Origin of the sequence: Floridaenema fluviatile BLCC-F154 (assembly GCF_041929135.1) — a bacterium.
Classification (GTDB): Bacteria; Cyanobacteriota; Cyanobacteriia; order Cyanobacteriales; family Aerosakkonemataceae; genus Floridanema; species Floridanema fluviatile.
Genome location: NZ_JBHFNS010000015.1, coordinates 14,856 through 31,288, shown reverse-complemented (window position 1 = coordinate 31,288; position 16,433 = coordinate 14,856). Strand labels below are relative to the sequence as shown.

The following is a 16,433-nucleotide window of genomic DNA, read 5'->3' as shown; positions in this document are numbered from 1 at the left end:
ATATGCTAATTAAACAGATTATTTCCGTGATGGCAAAAATAACTACTCCCACAATTCAGCAATCAGCCGTAATTCCCTATCGCATTCAAGATGGAAAATTAGAAATTTTGCTTATCACTTCTTCGGGAGGTAAACGTTGGGTGATTCCCAAAGGTATGATTGAATTGTTTATGAAACCGCACTATTCCGCAGCTAAAGAAGCTTGGGAAGAAGCGGGGGTTGTTGGTGAAGTTTCTGACACTCCCATTGGTACTTACAGTTATAAAAAATCGGGCGCTAATTTCTTAGTTGAAGTGTTTTTGTTGCGGGTAGACACGGTGTTTAAAGATTGGCCTGAAGCTAAAATTAGAAAGAGAGAATGGCTGAGTTTATCCCAGGCAATTAACCGGATTCAGGAGGCGGAATTAAAACAACTATTAAGGGAATTTCCGCTTCATTTATCAAACGATTTCTTTTCTTAAACGAAACCATGCAAATTACACTAATTATTCTGAATATGAACAACTCTCTGAGGAAAAGGTATTTCAATATTATGCTGATTAAAAACTTTCCAAATAGCTAAATTTAATTCACTAGTAACTCGTTTGTGAACGATCGGATTATCTAACCAAACTGCTAATTCAAAATCCAGACTAGACTCGCCAAAACCAATAAAATAAACAGATGGAGGAGGAGTAGTTAAAACTTCAGGATGATCTTGTCCAACTTGAATTAATAACTCGATAACTTGCTCTGGATTGCTATTATAGCTTACTCCAACAGGAAGGAGTAAACGAATTACGCGATCGCTTCCTGTATAAGTGATTACTGATGATGTCAGAAAGGTTTGATTGGGAACGAATTTTTCAACATTATTAGGAGTAATGATTGTGGTAGAACGAATACTAAGTTTTTTAACTGTTGCCATTTCATTATCAAGGTTAATAACATCTCCCGGTTTTAATGCGCCTTCAAATAATAGCAAAATACCACTAATAAAGTTAGATAAAATTTCTTTCGATCCAAAACCAATGCCAATAGATAAACCACCTGTTATAGCTGCGATCGTTGCTGTGTTTAAACCTAAATTAGTTAAGGCAATTAATATTGCCAAACCAATTAAAAGGTAACGAATTAAAGTTAAAGAAGCTTCAATAATACCAGATGATATTGTTGTTTTATTCTTAACTAAACGATAAGTAATGTCTTGGATACCGGATAAAGCATAAATCCATAAATATAAACCGATGGTAGCTTGCAATAAGCCTCCTATAGTAATTACACCATCAAAAAATTTAGCCAAAACAACATTAGCAAGTTGTTGGATATCTGTTATTTCATTGATAATTTGAAAACCAATAAAAAGTAAAACTAAAGGAATGAAAAAGCGATAGTGGTAATGTTTTACTGTTGTTTTATGAAAAATAATATAACTAATACTTAAAAAGAGACGATATAAAGTAAATATTATTGTTACAGTTGTAGTACGGATGACTAAACCGTTAACCCAATTTTGAGAGTTCATGAAGTTATTGAGTAAGATTAATAAAGTTAATGCGATTAGGGGAAATTGTAAATAATTTATAAATATGAGACTTTTTTGATTCAATTTATTTAATTTCAAAGGCAGTTTGCTTTTAAATCTTAAAAAATCTAAGCTTTTTGACAATAACCAAGTAATTAAAAATGTCAGAATAATTAATATTATTTGTAATTGAACTATCGGACGTTCAAGGAAAATCAAAATTTTTGTTAACAAATCAAATATAACTTGTAAATTAGCTGCGGTGAACATTTTTAGTAAATCCAAAAAATTATTTATTTGCCCGATTTTCTTGATTAATTAAATTTACTAATTTATTCATTTCGTCGGCAGCTTCATCAGCCGTAATTTCGCCAGCCAAGACTTGATGATAAAGTTCATTCCCACGTTTTGTAATTCTACCTTTTGTTTTACTAATAATATCGAGGGGAATGGATACTCCCTCTTGAGCTTGTTTCAATAGAATAGCTTGAATCGGTGATAACCGATAGTCAACTTGTGATTCAATATTGGTTGGAATCTGAGATTCAGCTTGAACTGCGAATTTTTCCTGTTGTTCATGATTGGTCAAAAAATTAGCAATTTGTAGGGCTAATTGTTGTTGTTTAAGTGAAGAAGCTTTATTTAATACAATTACTTCAGTGTCGATCAGGGGCTTCGCTGTTTGACTATTTTCACCAGGTAATACAGTGACTCCTAGATTATTTTTAGGTAATTTATTTTTAAGTTCAGAAATTTCAATAGATTCACAAGTATAATAGTCAAGTTCGCCTTTAATAAAAGCGTTTCTTAGCAATTCTTTTTCTTCACTAAGAATAGTATGAGGTTCAATATTAGCTTTTTGTAAAATTCCTAACCATTGACTCCAAGCAAGTTTAGGAAACTCTAAATTACCTTGTTTATCTAAAAGCTTACCTCCCATACTTCCAACCCCCCAAAAGCTACTAATAAAATCAGAAGTAATCCCAACTTTGATACCTGTTTTAGTTTGTTGTACAATTTCTGACCAAGTTTTAGCTGGATTTTTTATTTTATTTTTATCATAACATAAGACTTGAACATCGATCGAAAAAGGTAAAGCATATATTTTATTGTTTAATTTAATATGGTTTAAGGTGACTGGCAGATATTGAGACAAATTTATACTTTTAGAATCAAGTTCAATAATAATAGACTTCTGGCTCAATTCATAAATATGGGAATACCAAATAATCGCCAAATCAGGGCCAAATCCTGATTGACTTTGTTCAGCAAATTGACTAGACATATTTTTTTCTGATACATATTCGCTAACCAATCTAAGATTGGGATGAATAGTGCGATATTCATTTAAAATTGATTCAAATACTTGAGCATCATTATTAGTAAAAGAATGCCAAATCAAAATATTACCTTTATTTCCTGCTTGTTGATTAGTAAAATCTGGCTTTTGATAACAAGAATTCAAATCCAAAGTTAGACAAATAATAAAAAATATTTGGATTATTTTGCAGCCGTGCATTTTCAACATAAATTTCTGGTTTATTTTCAACTAAGAAGTTCGGTTTTTTTAAGGAATACCAAACTTGGTGCGTTAATATGCTAGAATTATATCTTAAAAGTGGAATTCAATTGTAAAAATCTAAATTTCAGATGGTAATAAGTAGCAAGTTGGCAATAATTTTGGGCAGTCTTCTAATTTTTGGAGTTTTAGAAAATCTGTTTCCGTTTTACACTTATAAGCAAGGTTTAATTAACCGGATGGCTACTAATTTTGGGTTGGGGTTGTTGAATGCGATCGCCGCCAGTCTAACCACAATTTTTCTAGCCAAATGGTTACAACAACAGACTACTTGGCAAGGGTTATTTCACAATCTTCAACCTATTTGGTTAGTGGGCATTTTATCGATTTTAATTTTAGATTTGTATATGTATTTTTGGCATAGATTAATGCACACTTGGCCCCTAGCTTGGCGTTTTCATGCGATACATCACACCGATCGATCGATGAATGTTTCCACAGCTTATCGGTTTCATGTTATAGAAGTAATTGCTTCTTATTTTCCCAAAATTCTCTTAATTTGGTTCTTAGGTATTGCTATTCAACCGTTATTAATTTATGAACTAGCATTTATTTTAGTGATTGTTTTTCATCATAGCAATTGGGCTTTAGGTTATGAGTGCGATCGCATTTTAAGCTACTTCATTGTCACCCCAAACTATCACCGAATACATCACTCTCAAATTGTCGAAGAAACTAACTCAAATTACGCCAGCCTTCTGACTATCTGGGATAGAATTTTTCAATCTTTCCGCCACAGAGACGATCCAAAAAATATTAAACTAGGCTTATCTCAAGCTGAAAAAGAACTAAACTTAATTAGCTTACTGCGTCTAAGTTTTTAAGGATTACAATACATACATTGTGCAGGATCGGCTTGTTTAATGCCATCAGGAAACAGCATTTCTTTTTGAAAACCGCATTTTTGGCATCGATAAATACTGGCTAAAGTTAACTGAGTAGGTGTATGGCACAAACTACAAGGTAAACCAGGTCTTCTGTCAGTTATACTAAAACCGGGACGATCGCATTTTGGACAAAGGCTATTAATTTTTTCTACTAAATTAAGAGTAGCTTTGGCAATATTTTTCATCCTTGTAGGATTATAAAGCGCCCGCATATCCGTTTCTAAATGCACTTTGCCATTAAGTGATTTTTTCAGGAATAAACTAACAGCTTCTTCCAGTTTTTCTTGAGTGTTAATTCCCTTAATTACTTCGCTACTATCTTTGGGATTTTCTGCAAACATGACAACTAAACCATGTTCGGGAAATCCAACTTTTTGGGCAAATTCAAAAGCCTCTTCCACACTTTTAACTAACTGATGACTGTGGTTAGTTTCGGTAGAAAATTCTTCCCCAATAATTTCTAAGTCATGCTGTTTATCTATTAAGATGACTATTTCCCGATCGCAAGACAAATATGGTACAAAAGGATGAGGGCCAAAAGTTCCTTCACTGGAAATTGCTAAAGTTTCTCCGGTGAGATTTAATGCTGCTTCAGCTTTAAATTTAGCAGCTTCAATTTGCGTTCCTAAACGTTTGATTTCTCTGGTAAAAGTACCAAATCGATCGGTATCAAAGTCTGAAGGAACGATCGCCTTTACTCCCAATTCCCTAGTTAAAATTGGCGAAATTACTGCTTCTTTTTTGTGCATGGTAGCTATTACAGCTGTGCGATCCACAAACAACGATCCACTCTTCATATTTTCTCGGTATTAGTTTACCTTGCTTAAAATTTCCTCAAATTATATCATTTAACTTAAAATAGACAAGTTTTAAGTATCTTTCCAAAGAAAGATTAATTATTTATTATTTAGTTTAAAATGTTTAGTTAGTGCGATTTTAGCTCAATTCGGTTAATGTTATGTCGTGGAATAGTTTTCTTAGAGATATAGCCGATCGCTATCAACTTTCGGGAATAGAGAGAGATATCTTTATTGAACGTTTTAATGAATACAATTACGAGAAAACTGAAACAGAAATTATTGCTGATTTGCACAGAAATCTCAGATTAGATATAGATGAAACTGCTTATAAAAAACAGTTGCGGATAGTTTATGAAAAATTGATTCAAAGTAAGGAAAACCCAGAAGGTTGTCCAGATCTTGATTATAAAGGGCCAAATAAATATAAAAAATTACTAGCTTGGTTGGAAGCGAAATATGAACAAGGATCGGTTTTAGAAACCCCTGAACCTTTGCCAAAACCCCAATATCCTAACATAGCAGAACCTTTAAACTCGCCTTTTTATATTGAACGTCCGGCGATCGAAAATCACCTCTATGAACAAGTATTGCAACCGGGTAGTTTAATCAGAATTAAAGCCGCTAATCAAATTGGTAAAACCTCTTTACTAATCAGAATTTTAGATCGTGCTGCTGCTAACAGCTGTCAAACAGTGCGGTTAAACTTTTGGGAAGACGCTAAACCAAATGACTTTGAAAGTTTAGATAAATTGCTGCGTTGGCTATGTGTAAATATTAGTCGCCAACTGCATTTTAAACCCCAATTAGATGCTGATTGGGATGAAAATCTGGATAGTAAAACTAATTGCACCGCATATTTACAAACTCATTTTTTATCAGCCATAAATAGCCCTTTAATTTTAGGTTTAGATGAAATCGATCGCATTTTCCACTACCTAAACTTTGCCGATGATTTCCTGTACCTGCTGCGAGAATGGTATGAAAAATCGCAACAAATCCCCATCTGGAAAAATCTGAGATTAGTGTTAACCTACTCCACAGAACCCTATATTAGATTAGAAAGTGAAAAATCTCCCTTTGCGGTTGGATTAGAAACTAAAATTTCCGAATTTACTGTAAAGGAAGTGCAAACTTTAGCTGATTTACACAATCTTTGTTGGCAACCTAAAGAAGTTAAACAACTAATGGCAATGGTAGGAGGACATCCCTATTTAGTGCGATTAGCTTTTTATCATTTAACCCGCCAAAAGATTAGTTTAGAACAACTTTTGTCAGAAGCGATTAGCCGATCGGGAATTTACGGCGAACACCTGAAATATTTGTTAGATTATTTAGACGATCATCCCGAATTAAGAGCCGGAATGAGAAAAGTTTTAAAATCAGAAAAAAGCGTACAATTAGACATCACCCGTGCCAATAAATTAGAAGCATTAGGTTTAGTGAAAATTCAAGGCAGTAAAGTAATTCCTAGTTGTCAATTGTACCGGGAATATTTCCGCGATCGCCTCTAGGTGCAGAGGGGCAGAGGGGCAGAGGGGCAGAGGGGCAGAGGGGCAGAGGGGCAGAGGGGCAGAGGGGCAGAGGGGCAGAGGGGCAGGGGAGTTGAAGATAAAAATTCACCTTGTCCCCAGTCCCCAGTCCCTAGTCCCCAGTCCCCAGTCCCCAGTCCCCAGTCCCCAGTCCCCAGTCCCTAGTACCCAATTGCAGAACGAATTGCTTGGGCGGTTGCAGGTGCTAATAAAATGCCGTTGCGATAGTGACCAGTTGCTAAGAGAATGTTGTTATAACCGGGTAAATTACCGATAACTGGGGCAGGTCTTCCTTCGGGACGGGGACGCAAACCTACCCAGGATTTAATAATAGTAGCATTGGCTAAAGCTGGGCAAAGTGCGATCGCCTCCTCACGCACCAATTCCAATCTACTAGCATCAGCTTCCACCTGATAACCATCAACCGGAAATTCCACAGTTGCGCCTACCCAATAATCTCCTCCACCCACAGGTACAATATGCACATCATTACCTGTAATTGACGGTTGAAAATCGGGATTTCCCAAAGGATTATCCAACCTTAAATGTAAAGCTTGACCTAAAACTGGTCTAATATCAATTTGATGCAAAAGAGACTTAGTTAACAGCGAAGAACCCAAACCCCCAGCTAACACCAACCAATCAAACTCTAAATTTCCATTTGCCGTTTTTAACTGCCAACCACTTGCTAAAGATTCTATTCCCGAAACCTCAGCACCAAACTGAAAATTTACGCCATTTTTTGTCGCCGCATCTACCAAAGCTAAAGTTAAATTAGTCGGATCGACTTGCCTATCTTGGGGCGAATAAACCCCAGCAATTACCCTTTCTAAATTCAACTGCGGACAATTAGCTTTTACCTTCTCCAAATCCCAAATTTCCAAACTAAAACCTTGAGAACGGCGAACCTCTGCTAACTCTTCCCAACTCGCCAAATTCTCACCTTCCAAACAAAGCAAAAGAATTCCTTGGCGATTAAAAGGAATCTCCCGCCCCAAACTTTTTTCTAACTCAGGAATTAAAGTTTCATAACGCTGCATACTACTTTGCCGCAGTCGCCAAGCACCTCCTTTAACCTTGTGGCTAATAATTCCCATCATCACACCCAAAGCGGCACTTGTCGCACCAGCCGCTGGTGATTTTTGTTCAAAAACAGTCACATTTAACTCAGGAACTAAACTGAGTTCGTAGGCAATTGTTGCCCCAATAATTCCGCACCCAATGATGGCAATTTTGCTCATAAATTTAACGATTGGGTAATAGGTAATTGGTAGTGAATAATATCTACTACCAACTACCAAATTCAACGATCGACTACGCTTGAGGAGCTAGTTCTAAGAACGATCGCAATTCTCTTTGGACAACTCCAAAATTGCGAATAGCCTTTTTATAATCACGGCTATCAGCAGCTTCATCAATTAAGATCAACCCTTGAATTAACTCCTGGGAAGTTGCACGGGCTTTTGTCTTATCTTGGGGCAGCAAATTGCGTTCAATAAAACTCAATTTTGTCCGCAACTCACCCAAAGGTCCCCGAATGAAATTCTTAACAAAAGTCCAATTTTCATCTTGGATCAGCTTAGCTAACTCTGGCAACCGTTCCTGAACGGTTTCCAAATCAGAAGCGTACCGCTGAATTTGCTCAATTTGTGCCGGAGTGTAAGTAGGCGGCTTCTTCACTGTGGGAGTACCACCGCAGCTAACTAGAACCGTTGCCACAAACGCCAGCATTAACGCGAGAATAGACCGAAATCGTGCCTTAAACATTATCTTTGCAATCAACCTATCAAAAAGCATCCTTAAAAATATTAGCGGCGCAGAAACCCAATTAGTACATCACTGACTTTTTCTGACCAATGTTCTTGCGGATAATGCCCCGCTTCCTCTATTTTCACCAATTCTGCATTCGGCATCGCCGCTTTCAGCTGTTCCGCTTGCGAAACAGGCAACCAAGGGTCTTTCATCCCCCAAACAATTAAAGTCGGCTGTGACCACTGCTTTAACCCAGAGGCAATTTCTGCGCCTATTTCCCCCAATTGCAGGTTTCTCACCGTTGCTAACAAACTTCGACCCGCATCAGAACTTTTTAAGAAAGGACGGCGATAGACATCTAAATCTGCGTCTGAGATGCCATAACGACTGCCACCTTCTAAAGTTCGATCGACTAACAACGGATCTTGGGTCAGCATATCACCCACAAAGGGCCATCCCAACTGTTGCAATTTCCAAGGTAACTTAGCTTCTGGGGAAACCGGAGCACTCAAAATTGCTAAACATTCAACTTTTTCAGGATGACGTAAGGCATATTGAATCCCCACTGAGCCCAAAAACCCTTGCACAACTAAAGAAAATCTTTCTAATTCCAGAGTTTCGATAAAACCAGTTAACGCTTGAATAAAAGCATCAGGAGTGTAGGCAAAGTCCCGCCGATCGGGTTTAGCCGAAAAACCAGAACCAATCCAATCTGGGGCAATACTTGGATATCCCTTATCTGCTAATGCTGGCATTACTTGTGTCCAACTAAAACTTTGGGATGGTATACCATGTAACAGCAATACTGGCAATTTGTCGCTTCTGCCCAAGGGTTTTGTTTCCCGATAAAACCACTTGAGGGAACCTACTTCGATTATTTCTTCGTTCGTGGTCACTAGATCGATCCTGTCACCGCTAAATGTTGTTTGAGCTTACCTTCCAAGGGACAAGAAAACAAGGGGCAGGGGAGCAGGGGAGCAGGGGAGCAGGGGGGAAACAATTTTAGATTTCGGATTGTCAATTTTAGATTCCAAGGCAACTTCAAAAATCGAAAATCCCCAGTCCCCAGTACCCAGTCCCTAGTCCCCTTTTTTCCCTTATGCCTTATTTAATGTTGCGAAATTAGTGATAAATTGTTACACTAATTCGCCAAAATCAAAGCAATATTTTAACTCTAAGGAACTACAACAGTGAATGCTGCACAACAAGCTACTAGTATTGAAGTTGCGAGTAAAATTGCTGCCGTTGTTAATTCATTTAAGTCCGAGTTTCCCGATGCTAGGGCAGACTTGAAACCTTGGCAAAATGATGCTGATACTAGGGAGTTAGTCGATCCTGATTCGATCGATATTGGCTTTCATCTTCCGGGGTGGAGTCGCCGATTTCAATGCCGAAGTATGCTGGTGCAAATTCGGTTTCACCAAGATCCAGTGGAAAGTTCACGGCGAGCGATCGGCATGGAAATTGCAGGTTTTAATCATCAAGGGTTAGCTTGGCGATTTTCCACTGTGGAAAATTGGAGTATCGTTGGTGAATATCAACCAGTCCCGGAAATGGCAGAAAAATTAAAACGATTCGGTAGACAAACCTTTGAATTATTTAATGGTTAAAATCAGGACAAATTATTGTTAATTGGAATTAGAGCAACTTTCTGTTCCTCGACAACCGATCGGATAAGCAGATTGGTAAGTAGTACTACGTTTGCCAAAAATAGTATATCGATTGTCGCGTACTTGTTCGTAAACGCGATCGCCCACCCATTTCACCCCAGGTAACGCTCGATAAGCTGCCACAAAACCATTTCCCACAGGCAACAACCTGCCAATTTCTTCCGCTGCATCGCTACCTTGCCAGCGTTTTTCTGGCGCATTAGCATCAATTAAAATCATCCCCATTTCGCAATCTTGAGAAGTAATATTAAACTGACTCAAAGTTGCCAAATCCTGCATCGGAGTATAGCGAAACAACTGTCCTTTGTCCCAGCTTTCTAAAACTCGTACCAAACTCACACAAAGATTACAATTCCCATCATAAATCACGTAGTAATTCATCCCATTAATTTAACTCAAAACTGAAAACTTTCTTTAATCTGCGATCGCCCATCGAATCGCCGGACGAGAAGACACCACACCCTGATAATTAATCCTAGTTATTGTACCAGGACGAAGCCGAGACAGATCCATCCGAAAAATCACCTTTCGATCGGCAAATCGAAATCTATAAATCGGTTCATCCTCAGAAATAGCTTCCCCCACACAAGAAGCAAATTCCGATTTTAAAGGCGCACTAAATTCCACAAACTTCGCCCCATAATTAGTTAATCTCACTCCATTAGCAACCATACTAGTATCAACAATTACTGTATGTTCCCCCCCACCTTCATAACTGCGAAAGGCAGTCCAAAGTTTCATATTGTCGGGGCAACTTCCCGATCGCCTACTCACATCAATTGTTGTATTTGGTCGATCGTCAGGAATTCTCGGCGCTGAAACTGGAAAACTTTGCGTAATTCCTGGAGTAGCTGCCAACAAAACCGATAAAATACCCGAACTTAAAACCAAACTCTTGAATTTTTTCATAGTAATATCTAATTCCTCAATTCATCTTTGTCAACTACCAAAGGGTAAAATTATTTTTTCCCACTTATTACTAATGACGATTTAAATTCTCCAAAGTTGCCAAAGTAATATTTTTTTACATAAATTGTAGAGACTTTGTATACAAAGTCTCTACAATAATTCCAGGTAACACACCTTCAATTTCTGGAAATGTCTAATATTAACAAAAAAGCAGCTTTTTACTTAGCTGCTAAATTAATCTTCACTTACATAGCCTCAACGTTTATAAACACACCCTCTTGATGCTTTTAAACCTACCCTGAGAGTTTTTTATTTATTCCCTCACTAGCTTTTTAGAGTAGCCAAATTTATTTAGTAAAGGGGAAGCTGATGGCTGGGATTGAAAATAAATAATTCTTGCCTAACCATCAGCTACTCGTAAGGCATCTATCATCTAGGGGTCGTTATTCCATCATACTTTTTTTACCTAAAAGTCCAAGTTATTAGCGCACCAAAAATGTAGTCTAACTTTGCAATTTTCCCCTACTTCCAACTTATAAATCAGCTACATTTTCTTTTTTGGCTATCCAAATAAAAAGCAGATAACCCAGTTTATTGAAAAAATATCTCAACAAGTTTCAATTAGCCTTGTTTTCCAACTATCTGTGTTACAGGAATAAAAGGAGTTTCAGACTTTTTTGCTTTTGTCAATATCTTTAATGTAACTTCTTTTAGAATGAATTATTTTCTACTAAAAAAGACAGATGTATTGCCCACCACAGAACAGGAGTCTGTCAGCCATTAAATTCAGTAAGGACAACGGACTAGCCATACTATTTCCACAGGACTAGTCCGAAAACTGTATTTTCAGTTACATTTTACCTTTCTGCATTACTTCCTGAAGGTGACGACGAATTTCTTGCGCTTGTTCCATATCTGACTGCATTAATTTTTTAAACAATTCCACACAAGGTTCAGACCCAGTTTCTTGGGCATCGTTTATATAAGTTTCATAAGCCTTTATCGCTTCTGACTTATTTTGTAATACAGTCAACAAATCATATTCTAGGTTATCGATCACCTGTGAATCGCTATTAACAGCCATAGCTTTTGCCTCGACTCGATTTCAATATCACATTGACTCAGCCAAAACTGTATTTCATCTGCCCAAAAGAGGATAAAAAGACAAATAGTTTTCATTTAGGATTTTATAGAGAACTTTTATAGCTTTTCTGTCGCTGCATAAGTATCCTATAGTCAGACATAATCTAATTGCAGCAAGTACTTTCCGTTAATTAGTCCTATCAGCGGATTATTTATCCCTGCAAGTAAACAGAAGATTGATCATGACACAATTACTTGAAGAATTGAAACCAGCCCAACCAAATATCGTTAACGTTTTTCTACCTTACTACCGCCATAACAAACGTAACATTCTTCCTTTTGCACTTAATCTTTATCAAAGAGCCTACTTAGAAGGGGAACGCCATATAATTGGTAGTGATAACATTTCTTTTGTAGCAACTTGGTCTGTAAATGACAGTATTTTACCAGCTGACTTAACTCGTTTTCGGATACAATTTGACCGAAACCCTGATTACAGTTATGAAGTTACGATCGCTACTTTTGAATTCGTCAATCACCTAATTGAAGCAATTCTCAACTTTCAACGAGACGGCATTTGGGACTTCTCCAAATCCTTCTATTACAGACTACTCCAAGTCAGACAATCAAAATATTAGGCAGAGGGGCAGAGGGGCAGAGGGGCAGAGGGGCAGAGGGGCAGAGGAATTGAAGATAAAAATTCACCTTGTCCCCAGTCCCCAGTCCCCAGTCCCCAGTCCCCAGTCCCCAGTCCCCAGTCCCCAGTCCCCAGTCCCCCTAATTCAAACTAATCAACCAATCTAAAATTAACTGATTGACCAGTTCTGGCTTTTCATCATGAGGACAATGACCAGCATTAGGAATGGGAATAAACCTTAAACTTTGCCCATTTGTACTCAATTGCTGATAAATTCCTGCACCTTTAATTGGTGTCCAAGGGTCTTTTTCGCCCCAAAGTACTAACAAAGGATGCTGAACTTTTGGCAACAATTCCACAGGACTTGGGCCGGGAGGTGCAGTCAAAATGGAAGCAAAAACTTTTTGCGCCCCCACATCACAGGAAGGTTGATAAAGCATCTCAACCAACTCCTCTGTGACAGCATCAGCATTAATATAAACCTGCCTTAAAGTGTTGCGAATTCGGTGTTTTTGGCGAATCATATTAAATATGAACGGGCCAAAAGCTGGCGAACTTACTAACTTAGTAAAAGTTCCCATAATGAACCGCAAAGGCAAATTTAATTCATCTGGGCGATGATTTAATCCTCCGGCACAATTAATTAAAACTGCACCCGCAGCAATTTCAGGATGATTCGCCACTACCATTAAGCTGAGTAAACCCCCGATCGAATTACCCACAAATATGGTAGGTTCCTGAATGTGCGAAACGTAGAAATCCTTAACTAAATCTTGCCAAAGTTCCAAAGTGTAGTTCAAAGGCGGCTTATCAGAACCACCAAAACCCAACAAATCTAAGGCAAAAACTCGATAACCACCTGCGGCTAACACCGGAATATTTTGTCGCCAGTGTCCAATCGAAGCACCAAAACCATGTAACAGTAACAGCGGACGACCGCTTCCCATTACAGTGTATTCTATTTTGTGGCCTTGCCAATCCCAGGTAAGTTTTTCTAACTGGCTGGCTTTCCTTAACTGCTGAGTTGTCACAGGATATTTATGAAGTTTCGTAAAGTATCATCTCTTATATGATATTATGTCGAGATTTACAGGGATTATATTCAGGAACATTTACTTAAGGAATTAAGCTCAAGCAGTTTTGTCTGAGGGTGGCAGAGGAGAATATGAATCAAGGTTTGTTCGCTTTACTAGGCAGGTTGGTTTTTGCTTCTGCCAGTTTGGTAATTATCCAAACAGCCGCCAATGCACAAGAAAGTCGGCTGTCCGCAGTTAGCGGTCAAATTTCCCAAGAAATTAACCAAGAACAACTAATAAGTCAAAAATCGGGAACAAATGACCAAAATTTACGTCAGAGACGCACGAGAAGACAAAGGGTAATCAACAATGGCCCAGTTCCCGAAGCGGTTAGCAATGCCGTAATCCAAAATTTATCCCAACAGACGGGAATAGAAGTTTCTGCTTTAAAAATTGTGGAAGCAGAACAACAAGTTTGGGCAAATGGTTGTTTAGGAATTAGTAGTCCAGGGGTTCCTTGCGCGGAAGGGAAAGTTCCTGGTTGGGAAGTAGTAGTGGCGAGTGCGACGCAACGCTGGGTTTATCGCAGTAATATGTCTGGTTCTTTGGTGAAATTAGATGCCATTGCGACTCAGAATATTGCCAAGCGTGCCGCTGCAACTACCGCAACTGCTCAGTCAGCGGCTACACCAACGGAACGGCAAACTAGCTCTAGCGCCCGTCGCCAAACTACTCAATCAACGACTCAAACTCGTACTCCTCAAGGAACGGCAACCCGCACGCAACGGCAAACTACTACTACCGTGCGTCGTCAAACTGCTACGCCAACCGAAGGGCAAACGGCAACTAGCGCCCGTAGTCAAACTACGCAAACTACTGAAACTCCAGCTGCTAGCGAGAGACAAACGGCAACTAGTGCCCGTCGCCAAACTACGCAAACTACAACTCAAACTCGTACTCCTCAAGGAACTGTCACCCGCACGCAACGGCAAACTACTACTACTGTAAGTCGGCAAACTCCGGCAAAAGGTACGGGAGAATTTAGCCTTGCAATTTGGCAACCTGCGGCTAATTTATCAGAAGTAGTTGCTCGTCTTTCCGTGATGTCGAAAGATAGCAATTTTGCCAATGAAAGATATATTGGTGATTACCGCTACCAGGTAAATCAAAGAGCGAAGTTTGTTGGGGGGGTAAATCCGGGCGATCGCATCGTAGTTCGGTTGTATAATTATCAGAATCGGCTAATTGGATTCACAGAATTTGAAGTCCTACCCCAAAGAGCCTCAGTTAACATTATTTTCGGCAATCGTCCCCTAGTTTCTCGCATTGTTCGCACAGTTTACGGCGCAGATGTTGACGAAAACGCCGCCATTGACAGAGGCGCAGATACTTACGATTTCTACACCAATATTACTGGCCCAACAGCAAGTCAAGAAACGGTAGTTTTCCTCAAAGATACCCAAGGAATAGATAAAACTTGGTATCAAGTTGCGGGATTACCCATACCCCCAGAAACCGGAGCTTTTTCCAGTGCAGTTAGAGCAACAGAAGCCCCAGAAATCAGAGTTTTTCCGGCAGATTTACCCGCAAATATTACCGCTGTTCCCGGTTCCCAAAAACCAGTTGTAAATGTAGCTGGTAATAATGAATCTACTTTTAATTTAAATCAAGAAACAGCAACTAGTTCAACGCAAACTGCAACTCCTCGAACTCCCCAAGAAACTCGCGTCAACACGCAAACAACTAACTCGCAAGTTGAAGCAAGTTTTCCTGATGTACCTGCTAATTATTGGGCGAGAAAGTTTATTGGCGAGTTAGCAGAAAAAGGGATTTTGCAAGGTTATCCTGATGGTTTATATCGTCCTAAAGCTTCCTTGACTAGGGCAGAATTTGCGATTATTATTACTGGCGCTTTCAATAAAGATAAAAAGCGGGAAGTAGTCGCTTTTAAGGATGTCTCTAATAATTTTTGGGCATATCCAGCAATTCGAGAAGCTTATGAAATGGGCTTTTTAGATGCTGATAAGCGGGGGAATTTTCGCCCTGATGAAAAGATTACTCGCTTAGATGTTTTGGTAGCTTTAGCTAAAGGATTGAATTATGCTCCGACGGTGGCTACTGAAAGAACTTTGCGTGTCTACACTGATGGTGCTAGTATTCCGAAAGGCGATCGCACTTTAATTGCCGCAGTCACAGAAAGAAATATTGTGGTAAACTACCCCAATGTTCGCTCTTTAAACCCCCAACGCGCCGCAACTAGAGCCGAAGTCGCAGCATTAATTTATCGCGCCTTAGTAAGTACCGGAGAAGTCGCTGATATTTCCTCACCTTACGTAGTCGGAGAAAATACTATCCAACAACGACAAACTACCCCCACCAGACAACCATCTAATAGCAATAATCGCAGACAAACTCAGTCTCAAAGACGCTCAAATACTAGCAGTAATTCCTCAACTAACCGTTAAGGTTTAAATGTAGAGACGTTTCATGAAACGTCTCTACAGCCTTTTCCCATTTAATTACAATTGTTCTTTTAATTGGTTGATTTTTTCGGGAGTCAGCGCCACTTTAACTTCTATTTTGAGTTTTTCATCCCGAAGAATCAGCACATAATTTTCGTTCAATCTGCTAACTTCTACTTGGGGATTTATCATCTGCAATTTTTGATAAACTATTTCCGGTACAGCTAAACGAATTACCACATCTTTTTGGGATTGTGGGTAAATATATAATTGTTGTTTGAGAGTATCTAACTCTAACTTAGAGGGTGTAGTGTTGCGTTCTTGTGGTGCATCGGGCTTTTGCCAATAAAGTGTAATTCCGCGAATATCAGAATTAAAAATTATAAATTTCTCATCAAATCTTTGCGCTTCCCAATCAATTTCTCTCACGTCTCTAGTTGGCGGAAGTAATCGCTGTTTCCAAGTAATTTCTTTGCTGTTGAGATTAGTAAACCATTGTTTGATGATAGCAAAATTATCCGCATTCTCCAGGTTGTTACTACCTTGTTCCCAAATGATTGTTGACATAAATACTCCTAAATGATTAAGTTTGTAGTGGCGACTTT

At 38.7% G+C, this 16,433-nt stretch carries 17 protein-coding genes; 6 read left to right on the top strand and 11 right to left on the bottom strand.

Features of this window, described 5'->3' with window-relative positions:
* Positions 1 to 2: 2 nt before the first annotated feature.
* The gene (locus ACE1B6_RS01530; protein ID WP_413255469.1) at positions 3 to 461 is read left to right on the top strand and encodes an NUDIX hydrolase; all 459 of its coding nucleotides are present in this window, start codon (positions 3 to 5) and stop codon (positions 459 to 461) included.
* 20 nt (positions 462 to 481) lie between these two features.
* Here ACE1B6_RS01530 and ACE1B6_RS01525 read toward each other — a convergent pair whose 3' ends face one another.
* Positions 482 to 1,504, bottom strand: a complete 1,023-nt coding sequence (locus ACE1B6_RS01525; RefSeq protein WP_413255468.1) for a mechanosensitive ion channel family protein — start codon at positions 1,502 to 1,504, stop codon at positions 482 to 484.
* 289 nt (positions 1,505 to 1,793) lie between these two features.
* Positions 1,794 to 3,032 (bottom strand): sugar ABC transporter substrate-binding protein, encoded by a 1,239-nt coding sequence (locus ACE1B6_RS01520; protein ID WP_413255467.1) that lies wholly within the window; start codon positions 3,030 to 3,032, stop codon positions 1,794 to 1,796.
* Positions 3,033 to 3,154: 122 nt separating this feature from the next.
* Here ACE1B6_RS01520 and ACE1B6_RS01515 point away from each other — a divergent pair, with 122 nt between their 5' ends.
* A complete protein-coding gene (locus ACE1B6_RS01515) occupies positions 3,155 to 3,907 on the top strand; it encodes a sterol desaturase family protein (protein ID WP_413255466.1) in 753 nt (250 codons plus the stop codon).
* On the opposite strand, the gene ACE1B6_RS01510 is transcribed toward ACE1B6_RS01515, so the two are convergent.
* Entirely contained in the window at positions 3,904 to 4,767 is an 864-nt protein-coding gene (locus tag ACE1B6_RS01510) for a DUF6671 family protein (protein WP_413255465.1), read from the bottom strand. The two genes, ACE1B6_RS01515 and ACE1B6_RS01510, sit on opposite strands and share 4 nt — an antisense overlap.
* Positions 4,768 to 4,928: 161 nt before the next feature.
* Here ACE1B6_RS01510 and ACE1B6_RS01505 point away from each other — a divergent pair, with 161 nt between their 5' ends.
* Positions 4,929 to 6,281 carry an AAA-like domain-containing protein gene (locus tag ACE1B6_RS01505; RefSeq protein ID WP_413255464.1) on the top strand — a complete coding sequence of 451 codons (1,353 nt, stop codon included), beginning with the start codon at positions 4,929 to 4,931 and terminating at the stop codon, positions 6,279 to 6,281.
* 179 nt (positions 6,282 to 6,460) lie between these two features.
* On the opposite strand, the gene ACE1B6_RS01500 is transcribed toward ACE1B6_RS01505, so the two are convergent.
* From ACE1B6_RS01500 to ACE1B6_RS01490, 3 genes are all read right to left on the bottom strand, one after another.
* Positions 6,461 to 7,540: an NAD(P)/FAD-dependent oxidoreductase gene (locus tag ACE1B6_RS01500; protein WP_413255463.1), complete on the bottom strand. Its 1,080-nt coding sequence runs from the start codon at positions 7,538 to 7,540 to the stop codon at positions 6,461 to 6,463.
* Positions 7,541 to 7,613: 73 nt separating this feature from the next.
* Positions 7,614 to 8,066, bottom strand: a complete 453-nt coding sequence (gene psbQ / locus ACE1B6_RS01495; protein ID WP_413255462.1) for a photosystem II protein PsbQ — start codon at positions 8,064 to 8,066, stop codon at positions 7,614 to 7,616.
* Positions 8,067 to 8,107: 41 nt separating this feature from the next.
* Positions 8,108 to 8,947, bottom strand: a complete 840-nt coding sequence (locus tag ACE1B6_RS01490; RefSeq protein ID WP_413255461.1) for an alpha/beta fold hydrolase — start codon at positions 8,945 to 8,947, stop codon at positions 8,108 to 8,110.
* A 294-nt stretch (positions 8,948 to 9,241) separates the two neighbouring features.
* Between ACE1B6_RS01490 and ACE1B6_RS01485 the strand changes: the two genes are divergently transcribed.
* A complete protein-coding gene (locus tag ACE1B6_RS01485) occupies positions 9,242 to 9,661 on the top strand; it encodes a hypothetical protein (RefSeq protein WP_413255460.1) in 420 nt (139 codons plus the stop codon).
* Between the two features lie 18 nt (positions 9,662 to 9,679).
* Here the strand turns inward: ACE1B6_RS01485 and ACE1B6_RS01480 are convergent, their stop codons facing one another.
* From ACE1B6_RS01480 to ACE1B6_RS01470, 3 genes are all read right to left on the bottom strand, one after another.
* Positions 9,680 to 10,102, bottom strand: coding sequence for a thiol-disulfide oxidoreductase DCC family protein (locus ACE1B6_RS01480; RefSeq protein WP_413255459.1), 423 nt, complete (start codon positions 10,100 to 10,102; stop codon positions 9,680 to 9,682).
* Between the two features lie 33 nt (positions 10,103 to 10,135).
* Positions 10,136 to 10,630: a hypothetical protein gene (locus tag ACE1B6_RS01475; RefSeq protein WP_413255458.1), complete on the bottom strand. Its 495-nt coding sequence runs from the start codon at positions 10,628 to 10,630 to the stop codon at positions 10,136 to 10,138.
* 850 nt (positions 10,631 to 11,480) lie between these two features.
* Positions 11,481 to 11,714: a hypothetical protein gene (locus ACE1B6_RS01470; RefSeq protein ID WP_413255457.1), complete on the bottom strand. Its 234-nt coding sequence runs from the start codon at positions 11,712 to 11,714 to the stop codon at positions 11,481 to 11,483.
* A gap of 241 nt (positions 11,715 to 11,955) precedes the next feature.
* Between ACE1B6_RS01470 and ebsA the strand changes: the two genes are divergently transcribed.
* A complete protein-coding gene (ebsA, locus tag ACE1B6_RS01465; protein WP_413255456.1) occupies positions 11,956 to 12,351 on the top strand; it encodes a type IV pilus biogenesis protein EbsA in 396 nt (131 codons plus the stop codon).
* 139 nt (positions 12,352 to 12,490) lie between these two features.
* On the opposite strand, the gene ACE1B6_RS01460 is transcribed toward ebsA, so the two are convergent.
* Positions 12,491 to 13,381 (bottom strand): alpha/beta fold hydrolase, encoded by an 891-nt coding sequence (locus ACE1B6_RS01460; protein WP_413255455.1) that lies wholly within the window; start codon positions 13,379 to 13,381, stop codon positions 12,491 to 12,493.
* Positions 13,382 to 13,515: 134 nt separating this feature from the next.
* Between ACE1B6_RS01460 and ACE1B6_RS01455 the strand changes: the two genes are divergently transcribed.
* Positions 13,516 to 15,831 carry an S-layer homology domain-containing protein gene (locus ACE1B6_RS01455; RefSeq protein ID WP_413255454.1) on the top strand — a complete coding sequence of 772 codons (2,316 nt, stop codon included), beginning with the start codon at positions 13,516 to 13,518 and terminating at the stop codon, positions 15,829 to 15,831.
* 54 nt (positions 15,832 to 15,885) lie between these two features.
* Here the strand turns inward: ACE1B6_RS01455 and ACE1B6_RS01450 are convergent, their stop codons facing one another.
* Positions 15,886 to 16,395, bottom strand: a complete 510-nt coding sequence (locus ACE1B6_RS01450; RefSeq protein WP_413255453.1) for a hypothetical protein — start codon at positions 16,393 to 16,395, stop codon at positions 15,886 to 15,888.
* Between the last annotated feature and the right edge of the window lie 38 nt (positions 16,396 to 16,433).